24 protein-coding genes, 2 tRNA genes and 3 pseudogenes are annotated in these 22832 nt (G+C 40.5%); 12 read left to right on the top strand and 17 right to left on the bottom strand.

What is annotated here, in order from left to right:
* Positions 1-542 precede the first annotated feature (542 nt).
* Both H6G32_RS07660 and H6G32_RS07655 read left to right on the top strand, forming a co-directional pair.
* Positions 543-959, top strand: a complete 417-nt coding sequence (locus tag H6G32_RS07660) for a XisH family protein (RefSeq protein ID WP_190456728.1) — start codon at positions 543-545, stop codon at positions 957-959.
* Positions 947-1288: a XisI protein gene (locus H6G32_RS07655; RefSeq protein WP_190456725.1), complete on the top strand. Its 342-nt coding sequence runs from the start codon at positions 947-949 to the stop codon at positions 1286-1288. The genes H6G32_RS07660 and H6G32_RS07655 overlap by 13 nt, the downstream gene beginning before the upstream one ends.
* A 53-nt stretch (positions 1289-1341) precedes the next feature.
* Here H6G32_RS07655 and H6G32_RS07650 read toward each other — a convergent pair whose 3' ends face one another.
* Positions 1342-1710 (bottom strand): SET domain-containing protein, encoded by a 369-nt coding sequence (locus H6G32_RS07650; RefSeq protein WP_190456724.1) that lies wholly within the window; start codon positions 1708-1710, stop codon positions 1342-1344.
* A 162-nt stretch (positions 1711-1872) separates the two neighbouring features.
* Here H6G32_RS07650 and H6G32_RS07645 point away from each other — a divergent pair, with 162 nt between their 5' ends.
* Positions 1873-2349 carry a hydrogenase maturation protease gene (locus H6G32_RS07645; RefSeq protein ID WP_190456722.1) on the top strand — a complete coding sequence of 159 codons (477 nt, stop codon included), beginning with the start codon at positions 1873-1875 and terminating at the stop codon, positions 2347-2349.
* Positions 2350-2363: 14 nt separating this feature from the next.
* Here the strand turns inward: H6G32_RS07645 and H6G32_RS07640 are convergent, their stop codons facing one another.
* The 16 genes and pseudogenes from H6G32_RS07640 to H6G32_RS27250 all read right to left on the bottom strand — a co-directional run.
* A complete protein-coding gene (locus H6G32_RS07640; protein ID WP_190456719.1) occupies positions 2364-2738 on the bottom strand; it encodes a hypothetical protein in 375 nt (124 codons plus the stop codon).
* 18 nt (positions 2739-2756) lie between these two features.
* Entirely contained in the window at positions 2757-4043 is a 1287-nt protein-coding gene (locus H6G32_RS07635) for a nitroreductase family protein (protein ID WP_190456717.1), read from the bottom strand.
* A complete protein-coding gene (locus H6G32_RS07630) occupies positions 4030-4494 on the bottom strand; it encodes an ankyrin repeat domain-containing protein (protein WP_190456715.1) in 465 nt (154 codons plus the stop codon). Before H6G32_RS07630 ends, H6G32_RS07635 begins: the two co-directional genes overlap by 14 nt.
* Positions 4495-5125: 631 nt before the next feature.
* Entirely contained in the window at positions 5126-5374 is a 249-nt protein-coding gene (locus H6G32_RS07625) for a FeoA family protein (protein WP_190456713.1), read from the bottom strand.
* A gap of 105 nt (positions 5375-5479) precedes the next feature.
* Positions 5480-5779, bottom strand: a complete 300-nt coding sequence (locus tag H6G32_RS07620; RefSeq protein ID WP_190456711.1) for a 2Fe-2S iron-sulfur cluster-binding protein — start codon at positions 5777-5779, stop codon at positions 5480-5482.
* Between the two features lie 248 nt (positions 5780-6027).
* Positions 6028-6399, bottom strand: coding sequence for a HesB/IscA family protein (locus tag H6G32_RS07615; RefSeq protein WP_190456709.1), 372 nt, complete (start codon positions 6397-6399; stop codon positions 6028-6030).
* Positions 6400-6517: 118 nt separating this feature from the next.
* Positions 6518-7306: a HesA/MoeB/ThiF family protein gene (locus H6G32_RS07610; RefSeq protein ID WP_190456697.1), complete on the bottom strand. Its 789-nt coding sequence runs from the start codon at positions 7304-7306 to the stop codon at positions 6518-6520.
* 10 nt (positions 7307-7316) lie between these two features.
* Positions 7317-7634, bottom strand: a complete 318-nt coding sequence (gene nifW, locus H6G32_RS07605) for a nitrogenase-stabilizing/protective protein NifW (protein ID WP_190456696.1) — start codon at positions 7632-7634, stop codon at positions 7317-7319.
* Positions 7631-7831 (bottom strand): CCE_0567 family metalloprotein, encoded by a 201-nt coding sequence (locus tag H6G32_RS07600; protein ID WP_190456694.1) that lies wholly within the window; start codon positions 7829-7831, stop codon positions 7631-7633. Before H6G32_RS07600 ends, nifW begins: the two co-directional genes overlap by 4 nt.
* A 90-nt stretch (positions 7832-7921) precedes the next feature.
* The gene (locus tag H6G32_RS07595) at positions 7922-8398 is read right to left on the bottom strand and encodes a NifX-associated nitrogen fixation protein (RefSeq protein ID WP_190456692.1); all 477 of its coding nucleotides are present in this window, start codon (positions 8396-8398) and stop codon (positions 7922-7924) included.
* Positions 8395-8808, bottom strand: coding sequence for a nitrogen fixation protein NifX (gene nifX / locus H6G32_RS07590; protein ID WP_190456789.1), 414 nt, complete (start codon positions 8806-8808; stop codon positions 8395-8397). Before nifX ends, H6G32_RS07595 begins: the two co-directional genes overlap by 4 nt.
* 58 nt (positions 8809-8866) lie before the next feature.
* Positions 8867-10195, bottom strand: coding sequence for a nitrogenase iron-molybdenum cofactor biosynthesis protein NifN (gene nifN / locus H6G32_RS07585; protein ID WP_190456690.1), 1329 nt, complete (start codon positions 10193-10195; stop codon positions 8867-8869).
* 207 nt (positions 10196-10402) lie between these two features.
* On the bottom strand, positions 10403-11770 hold the full coding sequence (gene nifE / locus H6G32_RS07580; RefSeq protein ID WP_190456688.1) for a nitrogenase iron-molybdenum cofactor biosynthesis protein NifE: 1368 nt from the start codon (positions 11768-11770) through the stop codon (positions 10403-10405).
* Positions 11771-11893: 123 nt separating this feature from the next.
* Positions 11894-12220, bottom strand: coding sequence for a Mo-dependent nitrogenase C-terminal domain-containing protein (locus H6G32_RS07575; RefSeq protein ID WP_190456686.1), 327 nt, complete (start codon positions 12218-12220; stop codon positions 11894-11896).
* A gap of 201 nt (positions 12221-12421) precedes the next feature.
* Positions 12422-13957, bottom strand: a complete 1536-nt coding sequence (gene nifK, locus H6G32_RS07570; RefSeq protein WP_190456684.1) for a nitrogenase molybdenum-iron protein subunit beta — start codon at positions 13955-13957, stop codon at positions 12422-12424.
* 243 nt (positions 13958-14200) lie between these two features.
* Positions 14201-14362: pseudogene (locus H6G32_RS27250) on the bottom strand (nitrogenase molybdenum-iron protein alpha chain); the annotation flags it as partial.
* Positions 14363-14807: 445 nt separating this feature from the next.
* On the opposite strand from H6G32_RS27250, the gene H6G32_RS07560 reads away from it, so the two are divergent.
* From H6G32_RS07560 to H6G32_RS07520, 9 genes and pseudogenes are all read left to right on the top strand, one after another.
* The gene (locus H6G32_RS07560; protein ID WP_190456784.1) at positions 14808-16109 is read left to right on the top strand and encodes a site-specific integrase; all 1302 of its coding nucleotides are present in this window, start codon (positions 14808-14810) and stop codon (positions 16107-16109) included.
* A gap of 285 nt (positions 16110-16394) precedes the next feature.
* The gene (locus tag H6G32_RS07555) at positions 16395-17045 is read left to right on the top strand and encodes a GIY-YIG nuclease family protein (protein ID WP_190456681.1); all 651 of its coding nucleotides are present in this window, start codon (positions 16395-16397) and stop codon (positions 17043-17045) included.
* A gap of 129 nt (positions 17046-17174) precedes the next feature.
* Entirely contained in the window at positions 17175-17393 is a 219-nt protein-coding gene (locus H6G32_RS07550) for a hypothetical protein (RefSeq protein WP_190456679.1), read from the top strand.
* 123 nt (positions 17394-17516) lie between these two features.
* Positions 17517-18083, top strand: a pseudogene (locus tag H6G32_RS07545) (N-acetylmuramoyl-L-alanine amidase family protein); the annotation flags it as partial.
* A 646-nt stretch (positions 18084-18729) separates the two neighbouring features.
* On the top strand, positions 18730-19308 hold the full coding sequence (locus tag H6G32_RS07540; RefSeq protein ID WP_190456675.1) for a hypothetical protein: 579 nt from the start codon (positions 18730-18732) through the stop codon (positions 19306-19308).
* A 443-nt stretch (positions 19309-19751) separates the two neighbouring features.
* Positions 19752-19846: transfer RNA gene (locus H6G32_RS07535), tRNA-Met, on the top strand.
* Positions 19847-19848: 2 nt separating this feature from the next.
* Positions 19849-19924, top strand: a tRNA-Met gene (locus H6G32_RS07530).
* 411 nt (positions 19925-20335) lie between these two features.
* Positions 20336-21874 (top strand): annotated as a pseudogene (locus H6G32_RS07525) (slipin family protein).
* 117 nt (positions 21875-21991) lie between these two features.
* Positions 21992-22519: a hypothetical protein gene (locus H6G32_RS07520; protein WP_190456673.1), complete on the top strand. Its 528-nt coding sequence runs from the start codon at positions 21992-21994 to the stop codon at positions 22517-22519.
* Positions 22520-22832: the final 313 nt, after the last annotated feature.

The following is a 22832-nucleotide window of genomic DNA, read 5'->3' as shown; positions in this document are numbered from 1 at the left end:
ATTTATGGCTTTAGCTTGCACATCAATTCTTATTGTACACATTTATAGTGTTTATTTTGGAATGCTAGTGTCTATATGCAGGTGGCAATAAATTGGATTATAAAACTGATCGTAATGAGCGCGAAACCAATATTTCCGCATGATCGCCAGAACCACGTTTGCAACTCTGGTTCATACCCAAGTTTGACACCCCTCCCAGTGAAACGTGAGCTTGTACGCCAACTATCTAGGAAGGCAAGAAAAGCACCAATAAAGCCAATAAATAGACCTGTTAGATTGAGAATCTTGGCCATTCTGTTTTAAGAATAAGTAGGAACACTTAACTATTTTTTTATTCGACTGCTTTGAGTAGTCTAACACGCTTATCGTTAATATCATTCTATACTCACCATTATCAGCTACGGTAATCCCAACTGCAATCGTGACACCGTAGGTTGAATCATCCCCCAACGCCTACATGACTCACTCAAAATCCCCATCTAGAAGCGTGAATATCTGACTGTGGCATTGCTACAATATACTTACTATAATTCTGTGACTCTATGCCCGCTAGGGATTTCTACCATAATGCTGTAAAAACGGCCATCATTAAGGACGGTTGGACAATTACAGATGATCCTTACATCATCAAGTATGAAGAGACTAAGCTATTTGCCGATCTTGCTGCTGAGAAAACACTTGCAGCTGAACGCAACGGCAGTAAAATTATTGTTGAGATTAAAAGCTTTCTGGGAAAATCACCAATAAATGACTTTGAAAATGCTTTAGGTCAATATATTCTTTATCGTAACCTGATTAAAATTACCGAACCGCAATATCAACTTTATTTAGCAATCAAGCAAACTACTTATGAAAATTTTTTCCAGCTAAAAGCAATTAAAATAGTAGTTGAACAAAATCAACTCTTGTTAATAGTTGTAGATGTAGAAACTGAGGTAATACTTCAATGGATAAATTAAGTCACTACAGAAACATCATTAAAAATATTCTTCTAGAATATGATCGCCTGTGTAATACGTCACCTGATGACGAAGTAGAAAGCCTTTTAGCACTGGATGATGAACGCGATCAATATCTATGGTTTCAGCTTGGCTGGCAACAAAAACACCGAATTAAAGGCATTACCGTACACATTCGCCTTAAAAACCAAAAAATTTGGATAGAAGAAGATTGGACAGAAGAAGGCATAGCCACCGAATTATTAGCAGCCGGAGTTCCGCAAAGTGATATTGTGCTGGCTTTCCATCCTCCAAGTGAACGCCCTTTAACTGAATTTGCCACTGCTTAATTAACTTTACTTCCTTCCTCTTCCTTTGCGTCTTTGCGACGAAAGCGTGAGACTCATTCCACCGCATCAAACCAGACAGGCGTAACATCATCCACAACGCCATTATAATTAACAGTAACTTCCTCACCTTCAGCTATATCCTGATAAGCAATCACCTCAATCAACCTTTTAGCAAAATTTTTCACATAAACCGCATTAGGATGATAAGAATGATTAAAAAGTGACGCCAAACCTAAAGCTATAGCGCCACTTTCTCCATGCCAATTAAAATAATAATTAAATAAAACCGTATGAGTAATTAACTTAACTTGCTCTTTCGGGATAACAATCACACAGGCTTTTTCAATAACTTCTCCTTTAGCAAAATCCTTATGGGCAAATACACCTCTACCTTTAGCCTCTGTATCACGAACTACTAGCATGATTTGTGAAGAGTATTTTATAGGAATAACACTCCAGACGCAGAGAAAATAAAGAGAGATTTCGTCAAGGATTTAGGACTGCTACAGTAACTATAAAGTTAATCAGAATGCTGCCATACAAAACTTCCGTAAATATTAAGAGTTTAACTTTACAAAAATCCCATGCTAACTATTATCGGCTGTGGTAATCTCAACCGTAATGATGATGCCGTAGGCGTGATAATTGCCCAACGCCTACAGCAATTTATCGCCCAAAATCCTCACCCCAACGTGCGCGTTTATGACTGCGGCACTGCTGGAATGGAAGTGATGTTTCAAGCCAGAGGCAGCCAAACATTAATTATTATTGATGCTAGTGCCACAGGTTCCGAACCAGGTGCTATATTTAAAGTCCCAGGTAAAGAACTAGAAGCACTGCCAGAACCTAGTTATAACCTGCATGATTTCCGCTGGGATAATGCCCTAGCCGCTGGTAGGAAAATCTTTCAGGATGATTTTCCTCAAGAGGTGACAGTTTACCTCATTGAAGCCGCAAATCTTGGTTTTGGATTGGAGTTAACTCCTGCTGTGCAACATTCTGCCAATCTAGTTTTTGCAGAATTAACCGAACTTATTAGCAATCCAAAATCCAAAATCTAAAATCCAAAATCGCCTTATGCCCAATCGCGGTAAACTGATAATTCATCTACCCGCATTTCAAAGGGTAATCCTTCACCCTCTGGGGGACAGACGCGGATTTTAGCACTATCAATAATGCCGTTGAGTATAGTTCCCATAGGCACAATTTTTTGCAAAATCCGCCAGTTAGTAACTTGATCAGGACACTCAATTACCAATGTCAGCACACCCGCACGGGTTGTGACATACCATCGACAATTAGATAATAGATTTTGAATGGTGCGATCGCATCCTTCATAAAAGTACTTACTAATAGAATACTCCAGTTGCTGCCGCAGTATAATATCTGCTGATGACGGTTGCATAGGATGGAAGTCATCACCATTTGAGTAATATTTTTTTCTAGCCATCTCGCTTCAGGTTCCTAGTTATATTCCAATTGTCATTGCATAAAGTACAGCCTTATTGGTTCCGAGAAACTCTTGAGTTTCATCATCATAGTAAGCGCCAATGCCACTACACTCGATTCCCCAGTAATTACTAAATAGATACACTCTTTGTCCTAAAAATCCGGCTAATTGCATAGCAGTTTGATAATTTATATAATCGGACACAAAAAATAAAGTTACCGCGCCATCTCTAGCAATAGCTTGGTTAATGCACAAGTAACCCGTCTTTTCGCTGAAATTACCCGCTTTAATTAAATGTGTCCCTTTATATAATCCCGGTGACATCCCCTCTACTCGATGCACCACCGAGTAAATTTCTATTTCTTCAAAATTTTCTGTCGGTATCGGCTGCTGAACGGCTTGAAAAATCTGGCAATAATCTTTCTCGGAAATAGAGTACTTTTGAAACCGTCTAATGGAACGTCTATTCCAAACGGCTTCAACAAACTTATCTTGACACAAATCAAATTGAGGATACTCTAGTGTTTGCTGGCTACTAGGTTGTACCGATGTTGCTTGATAAGCATCTTCAATAAATTGATTAGGTTCAAAATAATCAGTTCCAGAGACAAAAGGAACTTTTAGCCTTAAGCGTCTGACTTTCTTTTCTTGCGCTTCCCCTGATATCACACAACCAGTAATAAACTCTTTATTTTCAAAGCCTAAATCTGCATTTAGACCGAGTTTATCAAAATCAAAGATTAATTGGGTGTTTTTCTCGTGAAGATAAGCTGAAGCAGCAATTGCACCTAAATGATGTCCGCTATCTAGAAAGCAATATCTCATGCTTCTGTCTTGATATTTCCAGCTAGACCTATAATAAACACAACTAATTAAAAAAATGAATCCGTTGATACACTTTCCCGGTATAATATAACTCTCTAACCCATCATCAATTAATTCATAAATCAGAGTTAGACAATTATTTTCAACTTCTAGATGGTAGATACCATCGATTATTCCCTCCACACCACGAATCTGGACATAAACCTCTGTCGGATACAAAGCGCCGGCTGATGGATTTACCCGCAGTTTATAGGGGACATCTTTATACAGCTTCTCAAAGGTAATCGCACTAGTTAACCAGATAAAAGCATGATTTGGATTATCGATATTTAATTGAAATCTCCGATAAAACTTGGGATAAACTTTAAATGCCGATGGTTGAGTTGATGCATCTACATAATTTGGCTCAATCTGTACAGACAAGTAAGAATGCTTAGTCTTTTCATGATAGTTTTCCCTGGAAATATTACTTTGTGGCATTCTTGATTAACCTTAAAACATCAATATTACTAGCAAAATCAATAGCTTTATAATCGTCTAAATTTCGCAAATTCATGTTAGGATGATGTTCTAGCAGCAACTTGACAACTTCTGTCTTTCCGGCTGAAGCTGCATACATTAAAACAGTAGCCCCATTATCATTCTGGTTGTCAATGTTAATTTTGGCAGCAATGAGAAAATTAATTAAATCATAGTGATTGCCAAAACAAGCAAACCACAAAGCATTATTATTATCGTTATTTTTGGCGTTGATATCCGCACCTGCATCAATTAGTTCTTTAACAACCGGGTAAACTCCTTCTCTGGTAGCTTTCATCAAAGCTGTATCGCCATTGTCACCACGCTGATTTAAATCTTCAGCATTGTAACCTTTTGCTATTAGCCATTGGCTAGTTACTGTACTCAAGTCTTGTCTACTTTGTTGACTCATAACTATTTCTGCTCATCAAAGAATGGGTAAAGGTAATGGCGGATATTACCCACCATGCTTAAAAAATGATATTTGAATAGTAAAAAATTTGTGGTAGCTTACGAACCATTTAGAGATGCAAAAAAACACCAACAAATTTAATTAATAATGCTATATTTACCTCAGCCTCTAACTATTCCCTATCCAGTCAACAAAATTTTGAGTAGAGACTCATGGCAAGGTAAAAAATCTACTAATTACTGAAGTTTTTAATTATTAAATTAATCTTCTAAGTAGCATTGATTGCCTGGTTAAGTAAGTAGGCGAAAAGAAATCAAACTATGTTAAGCAAAGTAAAAAATATTGAAATTTGCTCGTAGTCAGGGCTTCAGCCCTCACTACCAACCTACTTAACACTTTATAGCTATTAGTAAGCTTAACCAAAATTAAGGTGAAAATTTATTAGATAATTCTGTAATTGCTTTTTGCTGGAGTCTAAGTTGACTGACAACAATTTAGCTTAGTTATATATTAACACTTTCAAAAGTTTGAATAATAAATCATTTATGAAGATTCCAAGACAGAAAAAATATAGAATAAGTAATAATGATTACATTTAATTTTCTGAATCTAGGCTATTGATTAGCAAATATTAATTAATAATGCGGACATAAATAGCACGGGCAGTTTCCCGATCTATTGTCAAATATATGTTGTCTCTTTTAATAATACCAGCGGGAAAGGCTTGTTCTAAAGTGATGTTAGTGCCTGAACTTATCCCCATTAATATCAATTTTCTCCGGATTGTTTCATCTTGAGACTTAGAGAAAATGACGATTCCTCGCTCTCCTGGTTTCAGCAATTCTAATGAGCAGCCGATAATACTAAAGGGGGTATACATTTAGTGTAGTTTCTAAAGGTAAGGATGAAGGATGCAAAATATCCTTCATCCTTTTTTTAAGCTATGACTTCAAGGCTTACCAACAGAAGTAAACCAATCAATCCTTTATACTAGATAAGCTTCTTGATGTGTTTTGATTGTGCAATTAGAACGGGGATAAGTAACGCAAAGTAGAGCGTATCCTTTTTCCATTTGCTCATCATCTAAGAAGATTTGGTCAGATTGATCAACTTCACCTTCGGTGACTTTACCAACACAGCTAGAGCAAGAACCTGAGTGACAAGAGAAGGGTAACTCAATACCGTTTTCTTCTGCTGCTTCTAGGATAGTTGTTTCTTCGTCAACTTCAATTGTGGTGTCGAGGTTGTCTTTTTTGTTGATTAATCTAACTTGATAGCTTGCCATTTTCCGATTCTCCTCAAAAGTTATAGGATTAGATTTCTTTCTTGAAGTTGTTAAATATCCCCAACTTCAAAGCCTGTCAATATTGATTTCATGAGTGCGTAGTATCACTATTTTGGTTGTAGATGCGTAGCGGCTTCTTGTGGAGTAGCGCTACTAGGAACTATGCTCATTAATCAATATCGCCATGACTTACTACTACTCTTCAAGAAACTGGGCGGAGTGCGTCTACGGGGAGTCTCTAGATGGGATTAGCTGCAAGGTACACCGGGGGGTGTGCAGTCGCCTGTTTTAAAGGATTTTCCACAACCGCAGGTATCAGTTGCATTGGGGTTAGTGAACTTAAAGCCACTTTCCATTACTCCCTCAACAAAATCGATGACCATTCCGTCTAATAACGGCATACTTTTGGCATCAATGTAAAGCAAAACACTGCCTTGTTGAATTGCTAAATCATCTGGTTGTGGTTTGCTAGTAATATCGATTCCATACTCATAACCATTGCAACCACCATCTTTTGCCCAGATGCGGACACCTTTAGTTGCGTCGTTAGTTTCGGGCGCGGAACCCCGGACAAATGCCCGCAGACGAAATTCTGCTTTTTCAGTTAAAGTAATAGTCATTAAATCTCCTGATTGGTAGCGATTAGTTGTTGTGATTTATGGTGTGGGTTGTTTCGGGGTGATGTAGCTTTAAACCCACGAATCATTTCATGTACGCTATGTGAAGAGAAATGGCGTTTTAGACTTCACACTCAATAGATGGGGGGTGTGAGTATCTCCAGGGGGCAGTATTACCGCATACTGGACAAGCGCGATCGCGATATGAACGACGCTTGGCAAATTCCAGCCGAACTAAGTCCATTGTCAGCAGTTGCGACAACAGTGGCTGACTAAACCCGGTAATCAGCTTTATCGCCTCCAAAGACGCCAGACAAGCTAGTGTCCCAGAAACAGCCCCCAGAACTGAAAAGCCGCGCCGATCCCAATCAGGCTTCTCTGGAAATAGACAGGATAAACAAGGAGTTACACCGGGAATAATCGTTGTCAGGTAAGCTTCCATCCCGTCCATTGCGGCTTCTACCATTGGCTTACGCCAGCGCACACAAGCCTCATTTAACAAATTGCGCTCTGTAAAATTGTGGGCGCAGTCAATAGCCATATCAGCGGATTGCACCAACCCATCTACATTTTCCGGGGTGACGTAATCATGAACCGCTTCCACCTGAACATCAGGATTAATCGCATCCAGAGTTTCTTTGGCTTTGAATACCCTTGGCTTTCCTACCCAATCGTCCGTCATCAAAACTTGACGATTCATGTCATCTCGCCGCAAGTCACCACCCCGGACTAGGATTAGTCGCCCAACACCCGCTACTGCTAGGTAAAGCGCCGCCGTACCGCCTAATCCCCCCACACCTGTAACCAAAACTGTCGCTGACTTCAGGCGTTTCTGAGCTGCTTCACCAAAATTAGGGAGCATCATTTGGCGACGATAGCGATCTAATTCGGTAGGCGTCAGATTTACCACTTTTTACCTCCTAATCAGACGTGATTTCTGTCAGCTTGACTACATTTTTTGCCTTGTCGTTAAACACTTTGAACAGCTTTTGTTCTTGGGGTGTTGATACAAGAAATACCTGATATGCTTTTTGGAAAGCAGCAGAATATTGATTTAATTTTTCTTCTGGACTCAAGTCAGTAGAATTATCATCAATCTCTTTGATGTATTGAGAAAACTTTTTTAAAATATGTAAACGATTTACATGGACAACCTCATGGTCGTATGGCAGGTTAAAAAAGTTAAAAAATTCTTCTGCATCTACGAGTTTCTTGAATTCATCAATAGTTCTGCTCATTTACCATTCTCCAATTCTTTTAGCTGTTGCTTGAGCTTGTCTAACTTGTCGTAGATTTCAAAAGTTTCAGCCGCAACATTCATCAGGGTTTTGTAATCTGCTGGCAGCCCTTCTGCTAAATCATGCAGATCCATCTTCATTTGACCTGCTTTGCTATTTAGCTTCCTAATCTGCCCTTTGAGTTCCTCAATTGTCATTCGTCATTTGTCCTTGATTATTTATCATTAGTCATTAGTCACCCTTAAGTCTTTTACTAATGACCTGTTTGACCAATGACCAATGACTAGTTACAGGTTGCCTACTTCAGGAAAGCGCTTCGCTAAATCAAGTCCTTTTTGGACAAATGCTTCTCCCTCTTCTGCTAATTTTTCCAGGGATTCAAAGCCATAGCGATGAGCATCACGCAAGGTTTTTACAGTTAGTAACAGACGACCAGAAAAGACCAGCGCCCAGCCAAATCCTTCATGGCTCAAATCAACTACAACTTGAGAAATCAAACCTGTTTCTTGTTCAATACAAGCAGCTACAGTGCGAAAAAATGCCATGATTCGTGCTTGAGTTGCCGGATCAACTTCACCTTCAATAGAAATTTCCCGTTTCTTTTGTTTGGTGATGATGAAGGGTTTGAGAATCAAATCATTCGACCAAGTGCGATAAAATCCATAGCTATCTTGACCACGGATTTGTTTGACTAATGTGTTGAGAAAAGGTGAGTTTAACTCGGCAATTGTGGTGGTTCCGGGTACACTATTATTTGAGGTCATACGGTTGCTTCGTCTTCAACTTCATCGAGAAATGTGGCGGTTTTTGGCTGTAACGCTTTACGCAGCCAAGGGGGAGGATTGCCTTTGAGAGTTTGCACTAACTTATTTAGTACTTCAGCAATTTCTTCTTCTTCTGATTTGGCCTTGACTGGGGTCACACCCTTTTTGATTAAACGAGCGGCTGCACTGCCACCAATTGCTGTAACATAAACAATTGTGCAGTCAACTAATGCCTCAAGTTTGGGGGTGATTTTGTCTTCATTCCCGTCTTCTTTCAGGTCGCCTTCAAATTTCAGGGTTTCGAGAAATTGATATCCCTTATCTGAGATTTCATAAACATCAATTTCTTTTGCCCAGCCGAAGTGAGCATTAATATGAACTCGGTCACTGGTGGTGAAGGCAATTTTCATCTTAATTCGTCCTTTTTCTGTTGTCATTTGTCATTTATCCGTGGTCATTTATCCGTGGTCATTTGCTATTTACTAATGACGCGTGACTCATAACTAATGACTCTTCTTGCTCTAAAAATAGGTTACCGATGCCAAACAAAAGTTCCATCGTGCCGCGATAGCCAACCTTTGTGAATTGACCATTACCTAAACGGTCATAAATAGGCAGCCCCAGACGATAGAGAGGAATAGAGAGCCGTTTGGCGATCGCCTTAACATTAGAGTTACCAATCAGCAAATCAGACCCTACCGCCAATTCTTCAAAGTCTTCTAAGTCGCCAATGGTCACGCTTTTGACTGGGAGTTTTTCTAGCAATGGTGAGCGTGTAGTTGTCACCGCTGCATGAATTTGACTTCCCATCGATTGCAAAAAGGCTACCGTTGACCACAGCAAATCTGGTTCTAAAGCTAAGGATACCCGTTTAGCACCAAAGTAAAAGTGCGTGTCCAACATCGCATCTTGCAATTGACGGCGTTGACGGCGGTATTTCTCTGGAACGCTGTTACCGCTGAGAACTGCTATTGCTTGGAGGAACTCGTCCACCGGCTCTAATCCGGTCAAATCATTAAATACTTCGTAAGCTGTGCCAAACTGCTCTTGCAGTATCTTGGCTGCACCCCGCATACTCTCACCCAAAGCAATGGTGAAAGCAGAACTACCCAAGGAACGCAATTGTTTTAGCGTCGTACCGCTAACTGTCACCGCACTATAACCATCTTCTAGATGTCCATCTAGGGAAGCACCCAAGTCAGGTACAAAAATCGGTTCTAGTCCAAAAGCTGTGACAATCTCTCTAATTTCTTGCACATCCCCCGGTGTAAAACTAGAACCCGCCAAAATCGTTACTTGCTCTGGTTTAATTGCACCTAGTCGGGGAATTTCTTTGACTATGCTTTCTACAGCAACAGCAAAGCCATCTTGCAAAGCACCTTTAAAATCTGGGGTTGGGGCGAAAATTACCGCTAAATCATTTAGTTCAGGATGACGTGAGCGAATTTCTTTTAAGAAACCTTCAATATCATCTCCTCTGGTTTCTGTTAACCCAGTGGTACACAAACCAATAATTTCTGGTTTCACCTTTTCTACTAAGGTGAGAATTGCCTGTTCGACATTTTCTTCACCACCCAAAATGGTGGTTACTTCTGTCATCGCTGTGGTAGCTAGGGGAATCGCTTCCCGGAAATGCCGCACTAACACAACTTTGGCAAAAGCAGTACACCCTTGGGAACCGTGAAATAAAGGTATTGTCCCCTTCAATCCCAAAAAAGCTAAAGATGCTCCCAAGGCTTGGCTTTGCTTCAGCGGATTAACTGTTAGAGCTTTATTCTCAAAATTAACGATCGCCATGATTGAATTTCAAAGGGACAGGAAGGAGGGGGAGAATCACAAATTAAAAATGCCAAATCCCATAATTGAGATTCTTCATTTTTAATTTTTAGGACTTACGCAAATTCATGATTAAACGAACCGCAAAGGACGCAAAGGACACGAAGGAAGAAGGAAGAAGGGTTTGAGAGAGTTCTTGCGTAAGTCCTGTTTTTAATTTTGAATTGCTTAGTCCCAAGGTGCGGGTTTGCGGATTTGCTCCCACACTGGACTGTAAAGGGCTTCGTACAATTCCCGCGCCATCTCAATCATGCCTACGTAACCTGCATAGGGATGGTGGCGTTCTTGGTTAATATCGAGGAAGGGAATCCGCGCTTTTAGAGCGGTGTACTGGTTCCGTCCCCCAGCAATCAGCATATCTGCTTTAGTTTCTTTAATCAGTTCTAGCAATTCTTGGGCGTTACCCTTCTCCAGCATGATGCCATCTTGACCGATTAATTTCTTAATCTTGGCTTTGTCTTCTTCTGTACTTTTGCGAGTGCTGGTGGCGACAACTTCTATCCCTACGTCTTTAGCAGCGGAGATAATTGACCAACTCTTGACACCGCCGGTATACAGCACTACCCGCTTACCTTTGAGGCGATCGCGATAAGGAGCCAACGCCAAATCTAAAGCCGCTGTTTCTTCAGCAATCAGCTTTTCTGTCCGTTCCTGCAAATCAGCATCGCCCAATTTAGCGGCAATATTCCGCAAACACTGGTTTACATCATCGATGCCGTAGAAAGACTCTTCAATATAGGGGATGCCGTAACGCTCCTCCATCTTTCTCGCCATATTTAGCAGCGCCCGTGAGCAAATCATCACGTTCAGCTTGGCACGGTGAGCGTAACGAATTTCATTGTAGCGAGCATCACCCGTAATTTTTGATAAGACACGAATGCCTAACTTTTCTAACAACGGCAACACACCCCACATTTCTCCAGCGATGTTGTACTCGCCGATTAAATTAATATCATAGGGTGTAGTAAATTCTGGTTCAGCAGTGCCAACTACATATTCCAGCAAAGATTCACCGCCAAAGCGGTTACCCAGATTTTTACTACCAATAAATCCTGGAGCAATTACCGGGATTACAGGAGTGCCAGTTTTTTGGGCCGCAGCTTTGCAAACCGCATCGATATCATCACCAATCAAAGCCGTTACACAAGTGGCGTAAACAAACACCGCCGCCGGTTGATAGCGTTTCTGAAGTTGCAAAATCGCCTGATAAAGCTTTTTTTCGCCCCCGAAAATCACATCATTTTCACCCAAGTCAGTCGTAAAGCCCATCTTATAAAGCTGCGGGCCAGAAGAGAGACTCCCACGACTACCCCAGGAATTACCAGCACAGGCAATTGGCCCGTGGACTAAATGAGCAGCATCAGTAATTGGCACTAAAGCAATCATCGCCCCATCAAAAGCACAGCCCCCTTGAGCCGCACCTGGTTGTGCTTGTTGCGCGCAAGACTTATTTTTCTTTTCTCCTTGTTTATGCTGATTATGTTCGCATCCTGGCTCACTAAGCAGCTCGTTAACTTTACCTTGGGTGATTTTCATCTATCTTCTCATATTGAATAGAAGTTGTTTTTTATCATTAGTCATTCGTTGTGAAAATAACTAATAACTCATAACTAATAACTCATAACAAATGACTAATGACCAATGACTAATAACTAATGACTAACAAATGTATTTTGTGATATCCTCACCACAATCATCAGCCAGATAAGATAAAGCCCGAAATCGCATACCGACAAACTCGTCATACAAAGGATTGAGTTTGCACAGTGGTGGGATATCGAAAGTCCGCCCAAATACTTGAATACTGCGCTCAAAGGGGCAACAGCAAGGAATAACCTGACAAACTAGATGAGCGAAACGAGAATTCTTAACCGGGATTCCATCCACCAAACGTCGCAAAGGATTGAGAATACCCCCAGAATTTCTTTGTCCTATATTAGGTGGAGAGTAATTAGAGTGAGAGTGAGAATGAGTAGTAGATTCCATCTGATATAAATTCGAGAATAGGTAATGGGTAATGGGTAATGGGTAATAGGGAATAGGGAATAGAAAGTGTCTATTTCCCCTCCCCTATTTTTAGTTGATAAGATTGTAGGGTGCGTCAGACCGATAAATTGGTTAGTATCAACAGATTTTTGATATCTGACGCACCCTACAAAGCCATGCCAGTTCCGTAAGTCCTGATTCTTAACGAATCAAGTCGTAAGAAATATCGGTCTTAGAAGGAATGTTGGTGTTGTGGTCGATGTCATCGAAGATTGTGTTGACAATCCAGTTGAGCAAGTTGATCACACCTTGATAACCGATGGTGGAGTAGCGGTGTAAGTGGTGGCGATCCATGATGGGGTAACCAATTCTCACTAAAGGAGTCTTGGTGTCACGCCATAGGTACTTACCATAGGAGTTACCAATCAACAGGTCAACAGGTTCGGTGAACATCAATGAACGCATGTGCCACAGGTCTTTACCACCCCAGATTGTGGCGTTCTTACCGAAGGGGCTAGCATCTAGCATCGCTTGCAGTTCTTTCTCGAACACTTCATTGGAGTTGTTAACCAAGATGTGCACTGGTTCAGCGCCCATTTCTAGCATGAAGCCAACAACGCTGTAAACTAAATCAGGTTCACCGTAGATAGCAAAGCGCTTGCCGTGTACCCAAGAGTGGGAGTCAGTCATCGCATCAACTGCGCGACCACGTTCAATTTCCAATTCTTCAGGAATTGGTGTTCCAGACAGTTCGCTGAGTTTCATCAAGAACTCGTCAGTAGCCTTGATACCCCAAGGACGGCAAACTGTAACTGGTTGCTTCCACTCTTTGGCGATGTATTCGCGGGTTTTGGGGGTGGAGTGTGCTTGCAGTGCGATCGTTGCCTTAGCATTGATTGAATCTGCTGCATCTTCCAGCTTTGTACCACCTGGATACATATCAAATTCACCAGTGTTAGGTGAATCTAGGTAGTCGCTGTTGTCAGCCAAAATTGTGTAGTCAAAACCGAACAAACCAGCAATCCGCTTGATTTCCCGGTTGTTGCCAACATAGGTATCAAACCCAGGAATGAAGTTGATTTTGCCGTTGCTGGTTGCCTTCTTCTTGCCTGCTGTCAGGTTAGAAAGAATACCCTTGAGCATATTGTCGTAACCCGTGATGTGGGAACCGACAAAGCTAGGAGTGTGAGCATAAGGTACTGGGAAATCTTGAGGAACTGAACCAGCACTCTTAGCGTTGTTGATGAACGCTTGCAAGTCATCCCCAATTACTTCTGCCATACAGGTGGTGCAGACAGCAATCATTTTTGGCTTGTAGAGTTGGTAAGAGTTAGCCAACCCATCAATCATGTTTTGCAGTCCACCAAAGACGGCTGCATCTTCAGTCATTGAAGAAGACACACCAGAGAATGGTTCTTTGTAGTGACGGGTTAGGTGGGTACGGAAGTAAGCCACGCAACCTTGAGAACCTTGAACGAAAGGCAGAGTGCCTTCAAATCCAACAGCAGCGAAGATAGCTCCTAAAGGTTGGCAACCTTTAGCAGGGTTAACGGTTAAAGCTTCACGAGCGAAGTTCTTTTCACGATATTCCCAAGACTTCGTCCATTCTGCAACCCTTTGTACTTCTTCGGGGCTGTGACCGTTTTCAAACTGCTTTTTGTTTTCAAATAACTGCTGATATTCCGGTTGGTGGAATAACTCGACGTGATCTTGAATCTTTTCTGGATTTTGTGGCATTTCTATATCTCCAAGCTTGCTGTAGTTTCTTACCGGGAATGAGGAGGTGCTGTGGAAGTCCTAGGGGTGAGGTTTCCCCGCCTTTTTTGGGTGAAAGTAGAAATACAACTCAAAACTCAAGATGCAAAATTCAAAACTTTGAACTTTGAATTTTTAATTTTGAATTTCCAACTCTCCCTGGGGTGATAAACACCCCAAGCTATCCCTGTACGGACGGGGTAACCCCGCCCCTACTCCCAGTTCCTAGGCTTTAGCTGTAGCTTTAGCTGTGGCTTTAGCTGTAGCTTTCTTATTCCAAGGAGCGCCGATTAATCCCCATGTGGGGCTGTTAAGAGCCAAATCCATGTCACGAGCGAAAATAGCAAATCCGTCGTAACCGTGATAAGGGCCGGAGTATTCTTTTGATGATTTAATAGTTTTAAACAGCTTTATGTTTGCAGTAAGCAGTGTCAGTGCTAAACATTGTTTGCCGATAACACATTTATTTTTAGGCTAAATATAGGCTAATAAGCAATTCAAAATTCAAAATTCAAAATTCAAAATGAAGACAGGACTTACGCAAGTGTCACAAAAAATAAAAATTTTTTGCTTGTAGTAAGGGCTTCAGCCCTTATTTTGAGGACTAAAGTCCTCACTACAAACTTAAAATAATATGCCAGTTGCGTAAGTCCTAGAAGAAATGCTTTTTTGAATATTGAATTCCCCCTCAGAGCGATGTATAACCAGGACGTAAAAAACTAAGTAGGTCAAACGGACACGATATCAGCAAGCTTTGGCAGACTTAGAGCCTATTTCATCTACCGACGCAGTTTTTTTTGCTCAAGTCTGCAATCACTACAAAGAGAACATGATGATAACAAAATTAACACTGGAATTAGAGCAGGTAAATCTGCGGTTGAAGTCTGCAAAGACAAGGGTAACAATTCGGGAATCAAACGGATCTCTGCAACTACGCGCTACCTTACCAATTAAACCGGGAGACAAGGATATCAGGGGTACTGGGAGAAAACAATACAATATCACTTTGAATATTCCCGCTAACTTCGATGGACTAAAAACCGCTGAAGAAGAAGCTTATGAATTAGGAAAGTTAATTGCTCGAAAAAGCTTTGAATGGAATGATAAATATTTAGGAAATGAGGCAATTAAAAAGAACTCTGCCACCATAGGTGAATTACTCGAACAATTTGAAGCAGAGTATTTTAAAACTCACAAACGCACTACCAAAAGCGAACATACGTTTTTTTATTATTTTTCCCGGACAAAACGCCACACCAACCCCCAAGATTTAGCAACTGCGGCAAATCTAATTAATTCAATTGAAAAAATTGATAAAGAATGGGCGAGATATAATGCAGCCAGAGCTATATCTGCCTTTTGCACGACATTCAAAATCAAAATTGATTTATCTCAGTTTTCCAAAATGCCTGAAAATAATTCCCGCAACATACCTACAGATGCAGAAATCTCAGCGGGATTTTTCAAGTTTGAAATTTACCTGACTAACAGAGGTAAGCAAGTTAATGGAAATGTTAAAGATAGCTGGCAACTTTGGCGCTGGACTTATGGAATGTTAGCTGTTTTTGGTTTACGTCCACGGGAACTTTTTATTAATCCTGATATTGATTGGTGGTTAAGCCCAGAAAATTTAGATTTAACCTGGAAAGTCGATAAAGATTGCAAAACCGGCGAAAGAGAAGCTTTACCGTTATATAAACAATGGATTGAGGAATTTGATTTAATAAATCCTAAATATTTAGACATGCTAGCAACGGCAATTAGTAAAAAAGACAAAAATAATCATGCGGAAATAACGGCATTAATCCAGAGAATTAGTTGGTGGTTTAGAAAAATCGGTTTAGATTTTAAACCCTATGATTTACGTCACGCTTGGGCAATTCGAGCGCATATTCTAGGAATTCCAATCAAGGCAGCGGCGGATAATTTGGGGCATGGTGTGCAAGTTCACACTCAAACATATCAGCGTTGGTTCTCCCTAGATATGCGGAAGTTAGCGATTAATCAAGCTTTAAATAAGCGGAATGAAGTTGATTTGATTAAAGAGGATAATGCAAAGTTGAGTATGGAGAATGAGAGGTTACAGTTGGAGGTTGAAAAACTAAAGATGGAGATGGTTTATAAGCGTAGTTGATTTTTGTTAAGCAATAAACACATTTGTATGTAATGTAGTATAATTTATTAGTGAACAATTGTCAAAACTTTTCATGCGAGTTAGTAATAACATAATAAACTAGGAGGTCAGTCTATGGAAAGTATGAATATTAAAACGCATATTGGTATTGATAAAATTATCAAAATTGAACTTCCGGCTGAATTTACTAATCTCAATGTCTTAAAAACATATCTTTTTGGGCATCTGATAGGTTGTTTCAAAAGTTGTTAGATAAGCATTGTTAAAATATATAAAGTGTTAAAAATGTTCAAGACAGAGATTAAAAGCGATGACTCTGCTCATTACTTTGGAGAAGTTAGTGACCCGGAACTAGAGATATTTTATTCCACACATAAGTATCCTACACAAGAGCAAGCTACAGAAGATGCACGTAAATGGATTTATTGGTTTCAAAATTGTCCATCTGGAACTGTTGAGAGTATATACTACATTCTTGCTGTGCCAGAAACTTGGGCTGGGCCACCTACAGGTGCTCATCCATACTCTGGACTTCAAGTTAAAATTGGAAGAACTAAAAACATTCTTCGTCGATTACAGAATCTACGAACTGGAACTTCTGGACAGCTTATAATTCATGCGCTTGAACCTGGAGGGTTTGAATTGGAGCGAATACGTCACAAAATGTTTGAATCTGACAGACGGCAAGGTGAGTGGTTTGCTTGTTCTCCAGCACTAACTCAACATATCTTTGCAATATGGAGTCATTACAAAGTTCTTCCTCGCGAACATCAATATATTATCTTGAAATTACAAGAGAGAATTGATATTCTACGTCGAGTGCGGGCTGTTTTCGGTGGATCACCAGATATGATAAATCCTTCACTTAATGAGCCGTGGTTGGGAAATGTTTTTATTGATCTAGTTAATCCAAGTTGGATTCAAGATGAGAAATAGCCTTAGCGATCATACATTCAAATTCTAAACAGCCATCGCACTATAATCCCAAATATCCAAAGCTGACCCCCCAGTGTCCTGAAACCTGTGGAACAATAGAGATATTGTATCCTTTCCAACCTAACAATTATGAACGCTATAGAACTATTTCCTACCCGGCGAAATCTCACTCGTGCAGATAAACTAAAAGTAATGCAGTTTCTAGTTTCCGAATTATCTAGAGATGAAGAACCATCATTAGAACAAGGAGCAACCTATCCTATTTCGTCACCGCTTAATTCCCATGCTGCCGCACATCAACTTGCTCAACTACTAGAATCGGACGAGCAAAAGCATACAGCGTCCTGAAACCTGTGGAACTATAGAGATGCTGATTTTATTAGGAGTCTAGATAAATAAGTGAAACCAATTTTAGGTTTAGCGATCAGTTCCATATTCATTTCTTCACCAGCTTTTGCACAGATACAATTACAACCCTTATCTGGTGTTAAGATTTTAGTGAACCCAGGGCACGGAGGACAAGAAACCGGCGCGGCTGGGCCAACAGGATATTTAGCTAAAGATGTTAGCCTGACAGTATCTAAGTTGCTGCGTGATGAATTGGTTAAACGAGGTGCGATCGTCGTGATCACGCGAGAAGATGACAGAGAAATAGCGTTGTCCGATCGCCAAGCTATGATCGATCAACAACAACCAGCGATCGCTCTAACTATACATTACACAGCAGTACCTGAGGACGGAGATGCAGAAAATACCAAAGGTATTAGAACTTTTTGGTATCATTCCCAAGCCCAAAGCCTAGCCGTTTTTCTCCACAATTATCTAGTTAACCAGCTAGAACGTTCATCAATGGGGGTGTTTTGGAATAACTTAGCCCTAACTCGTCCCTCTACAGCACCATCAGTAGTCATGGAACTGGGTTTTATGACTAACCCCGAAGAATTTGAATGGATAGCCAACACCGATGAACAAAAAAAATTAGCGCGAGTTTTAGCAGATGGTGTTGTGGCCTGGTTTCAGGGTGCAATCACTCCCTAATCACTTAACTCATATCTCGCGGAAATATCAATTTCAAACTAAAAACTACGAAAATGAACATATTCCAGAGTTAGGGTGATGTCTGCAACTGGCTAAAAATCCGCGATCGCATTATCATCTCTGCAACCTCAATCTAATGGGTAAATTTATGGTAAACATAGTTATGATATATACCTTTAGTGAAAATGAATCGCGTCAAGCCTAATCCAACAAGCATATTTTCCAGAGCTACCATAATTCTGCTGCTGCTCTCAGTTGTAAGTGCTGTTTTCTTCCATTGGCCAGATGATCTCAAAAAGGCACTAATAGGATTTTGGATTATTATTCCGCCCCTCTGGTTGTGGTTCGAGTTTTGTTACTTATACGAGCGGGGTATTACTGTATTTCCCAATGATTTCGAGAAATTTAAGTATAGTCAAGAACTTTCAAAAAACCTGTGGCTGTCTATCTCAGCCATCTTGTTACTAATCTATTTTGGTAAACTCCCAGGTCTTGAGTAACATCAGAAAGAGCGTGGACACTGCGTAAATCAAGCAACTTGCAACTTAAGTGATAACGCACCCTAGGTTTGAACTTGCCTGTTATTTATATTCGACATCTAGGAATTTGGTACTATTAACAAAGCAGCAGATTCACAAAAACCACTATGGCAAAGCGCAAGAAAAGCAATCTCCAGTGGATTAAAGAAACCCTTGAATTAAAACCAGACCATCATTGGGATGGCACTCCTGGCTATAAGATATTTGTGGCAGGTAGGGGAGCAGTTCGCTTCAATGTTCCTCAAAATTGGGTGTTTGAGCCACAAGAAAAATCATTCAAGTTCATGGATCAAAAACCTCCTAAGGATGATTGCTGTCTAGAAGTATCTTTTAATCACCTACCACCAGGAGACTGGAGTCTGTTTCCCATCAGATCCGCTTTGAAAAAAGCGATGGAAGAAGACAGTCGCAATATTATTGAAAGGGGAAAAATCATCACCGTCAAGCGGCAAACTGCCCGGATTGTTTGGATGGAAATTAAATTTATCGACACCCAAGAAGAACCACGGGAAGCCTTTTCGCGGACTTGCATTGGCTTAGGTTCCAATGTTCAGTGTTTGATTACTTTTGATTATTGGGCAGATCAAGCAGAGCAATTAATACCTGTTTGGGATGAAGTCATGCGTAGTCTCACCCTAGGATTGTATATCCGCGATCCGAGAACAGGTTTAGCTTTCCCTGACTGAAATAATCATAAACCACAAAAAATTGCCCTGAGTACAATGTTTACAAAAGGCGTAGTAATGCGTCAAGTTTAAATTGATGGATCAGCAAGTTCGTAGTAAGGACTTTAGTCCTGCTTTTTCTAAGCACTCTCCGTGCTTACTACAAACCCTCAAAACTAACTTCAGGACTTACGCAACTGGCACGGCTTTCTAGGGTGCATTATCGCAAACTGCAACGCACCATAATTTCAAACATCCTAAATACCCGACAAAAGCTGATTTTTGCGATCGCCATTTCCATCTCAGGCAATTTTCACCACAACTTACACTACATCTCTTACAATGTGCTACATTAGAAGCGGGATAGTAACAAAGTTGCAAAGCTATAGTTTAGGTTCTATATACCTGACTGGTGCGCCATCCTTTGAGATCAGCGTATACCGCCTAGTACTTTAAACTATATCGTTTGATTAGCTCAGTTGGTAGAGCGATCGACTCATAATCGATGGGTCACAGGTATGCCTACGGCACGCTACGCGAACAACTCCTGTATCAAACCCCCGGAAGTTAGCTCAATTGGTAGAGCAATCGACTCATAATCGATGGGTCACAGGTTCAATTCCTGTACTTTCAACCATCCCTGTCCGGGTTAAAGGACACTACCCTGTCACGGTAGACAATATGGTACAGATCCCAAAAGGTCTGAAACCCTCCTTTTCTAAACTCTGCGGTGCAAGTGTTTTGCTGTCGGCCATTGCTCGTAAGGGTGACGCTCGGTGGCTACAGTAAATGAGTAAGCGCAACTGCTTTTCTCCCTAACTTGAGTGTGTCCCTTCGGTTTCCAGATGGTCAACTGAACGGCATATTTGCAGGATGTTTTCTTGCTCTCGGTTGCTACGGAGCAGCCAGGAAAAAGTTACAGCCATCTTAATCCAGTTTTGGCGAAGTTTTTGCCCACAGATGAACTGTAAACACTTGCATTTGCGGAGTACAAAAATATTTGTAGTATAATACTACAAGCAGCTAAAATAAATCTGAACGCGTAAATATGCAAATTTCTATCTGGCAAACATTTTATATCAAACCTAACGAAATCGGCATTTTATATCACCGCAGCGACTTTAAGAAGATTTTGCAGCCTGGTACATATACTTATTTTGGTCGCCATTGGCAAGTCAAAACTTATGACCTCAACCAGCCAGAAGCACAGATTGAAAACTTAGAATTATTATTGCGAAATCATGCAGCCGAACTGCAAAAACATCTATTGATTGTCAGAACCGCATTTAATCAAACCGCTTTAGTCCACTGGTGTCGGAATTGGTTAATCATTACTCCAAATCAATTGCGGGCATTTTGGCGTGGTTTTATTGAGGTAGAATCTCATCTCTTCAATTTGCAAGAAAGCTTAGAATTGCCTATTTCTTTTGTGCAGCAATTGCGTTCAGTTGCGTTGACTGGAATAAAAAAATTCCAAATCTCTGAATATGAGATTGGTTTGCTATATCTGCAAAACAATTTTGTGCGACCGCTGGAACCAGGAGAGTATGCTTTTTGGTCTGTAGCTCAAGATGTTACAGTGCGGACTCTCAGCCGAATTGTGCCTAATCCAGATTTTCCCTTAGAAGATGTACTAATTGAAAAACATCCCAACTTTGTTGCTGCTTACTGTGAAGTCGTACAATTACGGAGTTTTTAAGTAGCAATTGTCCGATATCGGGGTAAAGTAATTTCTATTTTACCACCTACAAGCCGCAAGCTATTTTGGCAAGGTGTTCAGGTGGAAGTTATTGACATCAGCACAGATGCAAAGTTACCGTCTGCCTTAGTGGCTGAGTTAGTTGACGGTGCAGCAGACGTAAAATTGCTCAGTCGCAACTGTTTGCATATATGCCAAGTTCCCGCACAGCACATCGGACTACTGTACATTAATCAAGAATTTCAAGCACAACTCCAACCAGGGGTAAACGCTTGGTGGTTGTTTGGACGTTCTTTTCAAACCGAAACCATCGACCTGCGACTGCAAAACATGGAAATCTTCGGTCAAGATATCCTCTCTAAAGATAAAGTACCTCTGCGTTTAAACTTGACTGCTGGCTTCCGCATCCAAGACCCATTGAAAGCAAAAAACGGGTTATCAGATATTTCCGGTTTCTTGTACAAAGAATTGCAATTTGCCTTGCGTGGTGCAGTGGGTGAACGGACTTTAGATGCTTTATTAGAAGATAAAGGTGCAATTGATAGAAGTATCTCTGAATATATTCGTCAAAAAGCCGCAGATTATGGAATTGAAGTAGATTCTGTAGGTGTCAAAGATATCATTTTACCTGGGGAAATTAAGGCTATTTTGAGTAAGGTTGTTGAAGCAGAAAAAGCCGCTCAAGCAAACGTAGTCAGACGCAGAGAAGAAACTGCTGCTACTCGGAGTATGTTGAATACTGCTAAGGTGATGGAAGATAACCCCGTCGCATTGCGTTTGAAAGAATTGGAAGTGTTAGAACGAATTGCCGAGAAGATTGATCGGATTCAAGTTAACGGCAGTTTGGATAATATTTTGACAGACTTAATTCGCATGAATCCGCAGTGACTTTGACAATCTTGTAGGGTGCGTCAGACAAATAACCTAGTAAAAAGATGATTAACTGAGGAATCTGACGCACCCTACTACTAAACATCACCACTTTTAAATTGAGGAAATCTGTATATGAGCAGCAAACAAAATAATAGGGATGAGGAAAACTTAAGCCTAGAACAATCTCTTATGAAAACAATATCCGAAGCTGGTATGAGAGATACTGCTTTTAATATTGCTGAAGTGTGCGGTGATAAGCTCTTAGAAAACCTTCAAGACGAAACGTTGAGTAAAATTCCAATTATTAAGTCAGTTTATTCTCTAGTAAAGTCCGGTTTTGCAGTACGTGATTACCTGTTTATAAAAAAGATCCTATCTTTCGTATCGGGTTTTAAAGAGGTTGATGACAAATTTAGAAAATCTCTAGAAGATAAATATACAGATCCAGAATATAGACAAAAAATGGGGCAGGAGCTAATTAATGCTCTGACTATGTTCGACCAGATTTCCAAAGCAGATGCGCTGTTCAAAGTTTTTGCAGCTTATATAAGAGATGAAATTAATTATCAAGAATTTAGCCAATACTCCTATATATTGCAAAATATTGATTTGAATAACTTAAGAATTTTCAGAGAATTTTACTATGAGAATGGTTTGTAGTTACGTATGAAGGCTACAATGCGAAAGATGGCTTGTATATAGTCAAAAAGAGTGATGGCTCAACTATCTATGCCCAAGCTAAGTCAATTCCAGGTCACATAGGCAAAGGTGATACCCTGGTTGCTTTTTGTCCATCATCATCTTCTTACGCCCGCTTATTCGTGCCACTTTAGATTAAGAAAGTGTGATTTTATTATCTATGCAATCAATCTCATTTTCCATACAATGCCTACTACTCTATGATTGATCCAGCGCGATCGCACTTTCCCAAACGCCGACGAGTGATCGCTCTGCCTAAACTATACATTTAGAT

It is taken from the genome of Cylindrospermum sp. FACHB-282 (genome assembly GCF_014697195.1).
Classification (GTDB): Bacteria; Cyanobacteriota; Cyanobacteriia; order Cyanobacteriales; family Nostocaceae; genus Cylindrospermum.
Note: the sequence above shows the minus strand (reverse complement) of the source record. Positions and strands in the feature narration are given on the sequence as shown.

Bases quoted from the DNA above. Each gene is read 5' to 3' on its own strand.
- H6G32_RS07655 (WP_190456725.1), top strand. From the start codon at position 947: ATGGATAAATTAAGTCACTACAGAAACATCATTAAAAATATTCTTCTA.
- H6G32_RS07660 (WP_190456728.1), top strand. From the start codon at position 543: ATGCCCGCTAGGGATTTCTACCATAATGCTGTAAAAACGGCCATCATT.
- H6G32_RS07645 (WP_190456722.1), top strand. From the start codon at position 1,873: ATGCTAACTATTATCGGCTGTGGTAATCTCAACCGTAATGATGATGCC.
- H6G32_RS07615 (WP_190456709.1), bottom strand. From the start codon at position 6,399: ATGACTATTACTTTAACTGAAAAAGCAGAATTTCGTCTGCGGGCATTT.
- H6G32_RS07650 (WP_190456724.1), bottom strand. From the start codon at position 1,710: ATGCTAGTAGTTCGTGATACAGAGGCTAAAGGTAGAGGTGTATTTGCC.
- H6G32_RS07555 (WP_190456681.1), top strand. From the start codon at position 16,395: ATGTTCAAGACAGAGATTAAAAGCGATGACTCTGCTCATTACTTTGGA.
- H6G32_RS07550 (WP_190456679.1), top strand. From the start codon at position 17,175: ATGAACGCTATAGAACTATTTCCTACCCGGCGAAATCTCACTCGTGCA.
- H6G32_RS07540 (WP_190456675.1), top strand. From the start codon at position 18,730: ATGGCAAAGCGCAAGAAAAGCAATCTCCAGTGGATTAAAGAAACCCTT.
- H6G32_RS07630 (WP_190456715.1), bottom strand. From the start codon at position 4,494: ATGAGTCAACAAAGTAGACAAGACTTGAGTACAGTAACTAGCCAATGG.
- H6G32_RS07600 (WP_190456694.1), bottom strand. From the start codon at position 7,831: ATGACAATTGAGGAACTCAAAGGGCAGATTAGGAAGCTAAATAGCAAA.
- nifE (WP_190456688.1), bottom strand. From the start codon at position 11,770: ATGAAAATCACCCAAGGTAAAGTTAACGAGCTGCTTAGTGAGCCAGGA.
- nifN (WP_190456690.1), bottom strand. From the start codon at position 10,195: ATGGCGATCGTTAATTTTGAGAATAAAGCTCTAACAGTTAATCCGCTG.
- H6G32_RS07635 (WP_190456717.1), bottom strand. From the start codon at position 4,043: ATGCCACAAAGTAATATTTCCAGGGAAAACTATCATGAAAAGACTAAG.
- H6G32_RS07620 (WP_190456711.1), bottom strand. From the start codon at position 5,779: ATGGCAAGCTATCAAGTTAGATTAATCAACAAAAAAGACAACCTCGAC.
- H6G32_RS07640 (WP_190456719.1), bottom strand. From the start codon at position 2,738: ATGGCTAGAAAAAAATATTACTCAAATGGTGATGACTTCCATCCTATG.
- H6G32_RS07560 (WP_190456784.1), top strand. From the start codon at position 14,808: ATGATAACAAAATTAACACTGGAATTAGAGCAGGTAAATCTGCGGTTG.
- nifW (WP_190456696.1), bottom strand. From the start codon at position 7,634: ATGAGCAGAACTATTGATGAATTCAAGAAACTCGTAGATGCAGAAGAA.
- H6G32_RS07625 (WP_190456713.1), bottom strand. From the start codon at position 5,374: ATGTATACCCCCTTTAGTATTATCGGCTGCTCATTAGAATTGCTGAAA.
- H6G32_RS07520 (WP_190456673.1), top strand. From the start codon at position 21,992: ATGAGCAGCAAACAAAATAATAGGGATGAGGAAAACTTAAGCCTAGAA.
- nifX (WP_190456789.1), bottom strand. From the start codon at position 8,808: ATGAAAATTGCCTTCACCACCAGTGACCGAGTTCATATTAATGCTCAC.
- H6G32_RS07595 (WP_190456692.1), bottom strand. From the start codon at position 8,398: ATGACCTCAAATAATAGTGTACCCGGAACCACCACAATTGCCGAGTTA.
- nifK (WP_190456684.1), bottom strand. From the start codon at position 13,957: ATGCCACAAAATCCAGAAAAGATTCAAGATCACGTCGAGTTATTCCAC.
- H6G32_RS07575 (WP_190456686.1), bottom strand. From the start codon at position 12,220: ATGGAATCTACTACTCATTCTCACTCTCACTCTAATTACTCTCCACCT.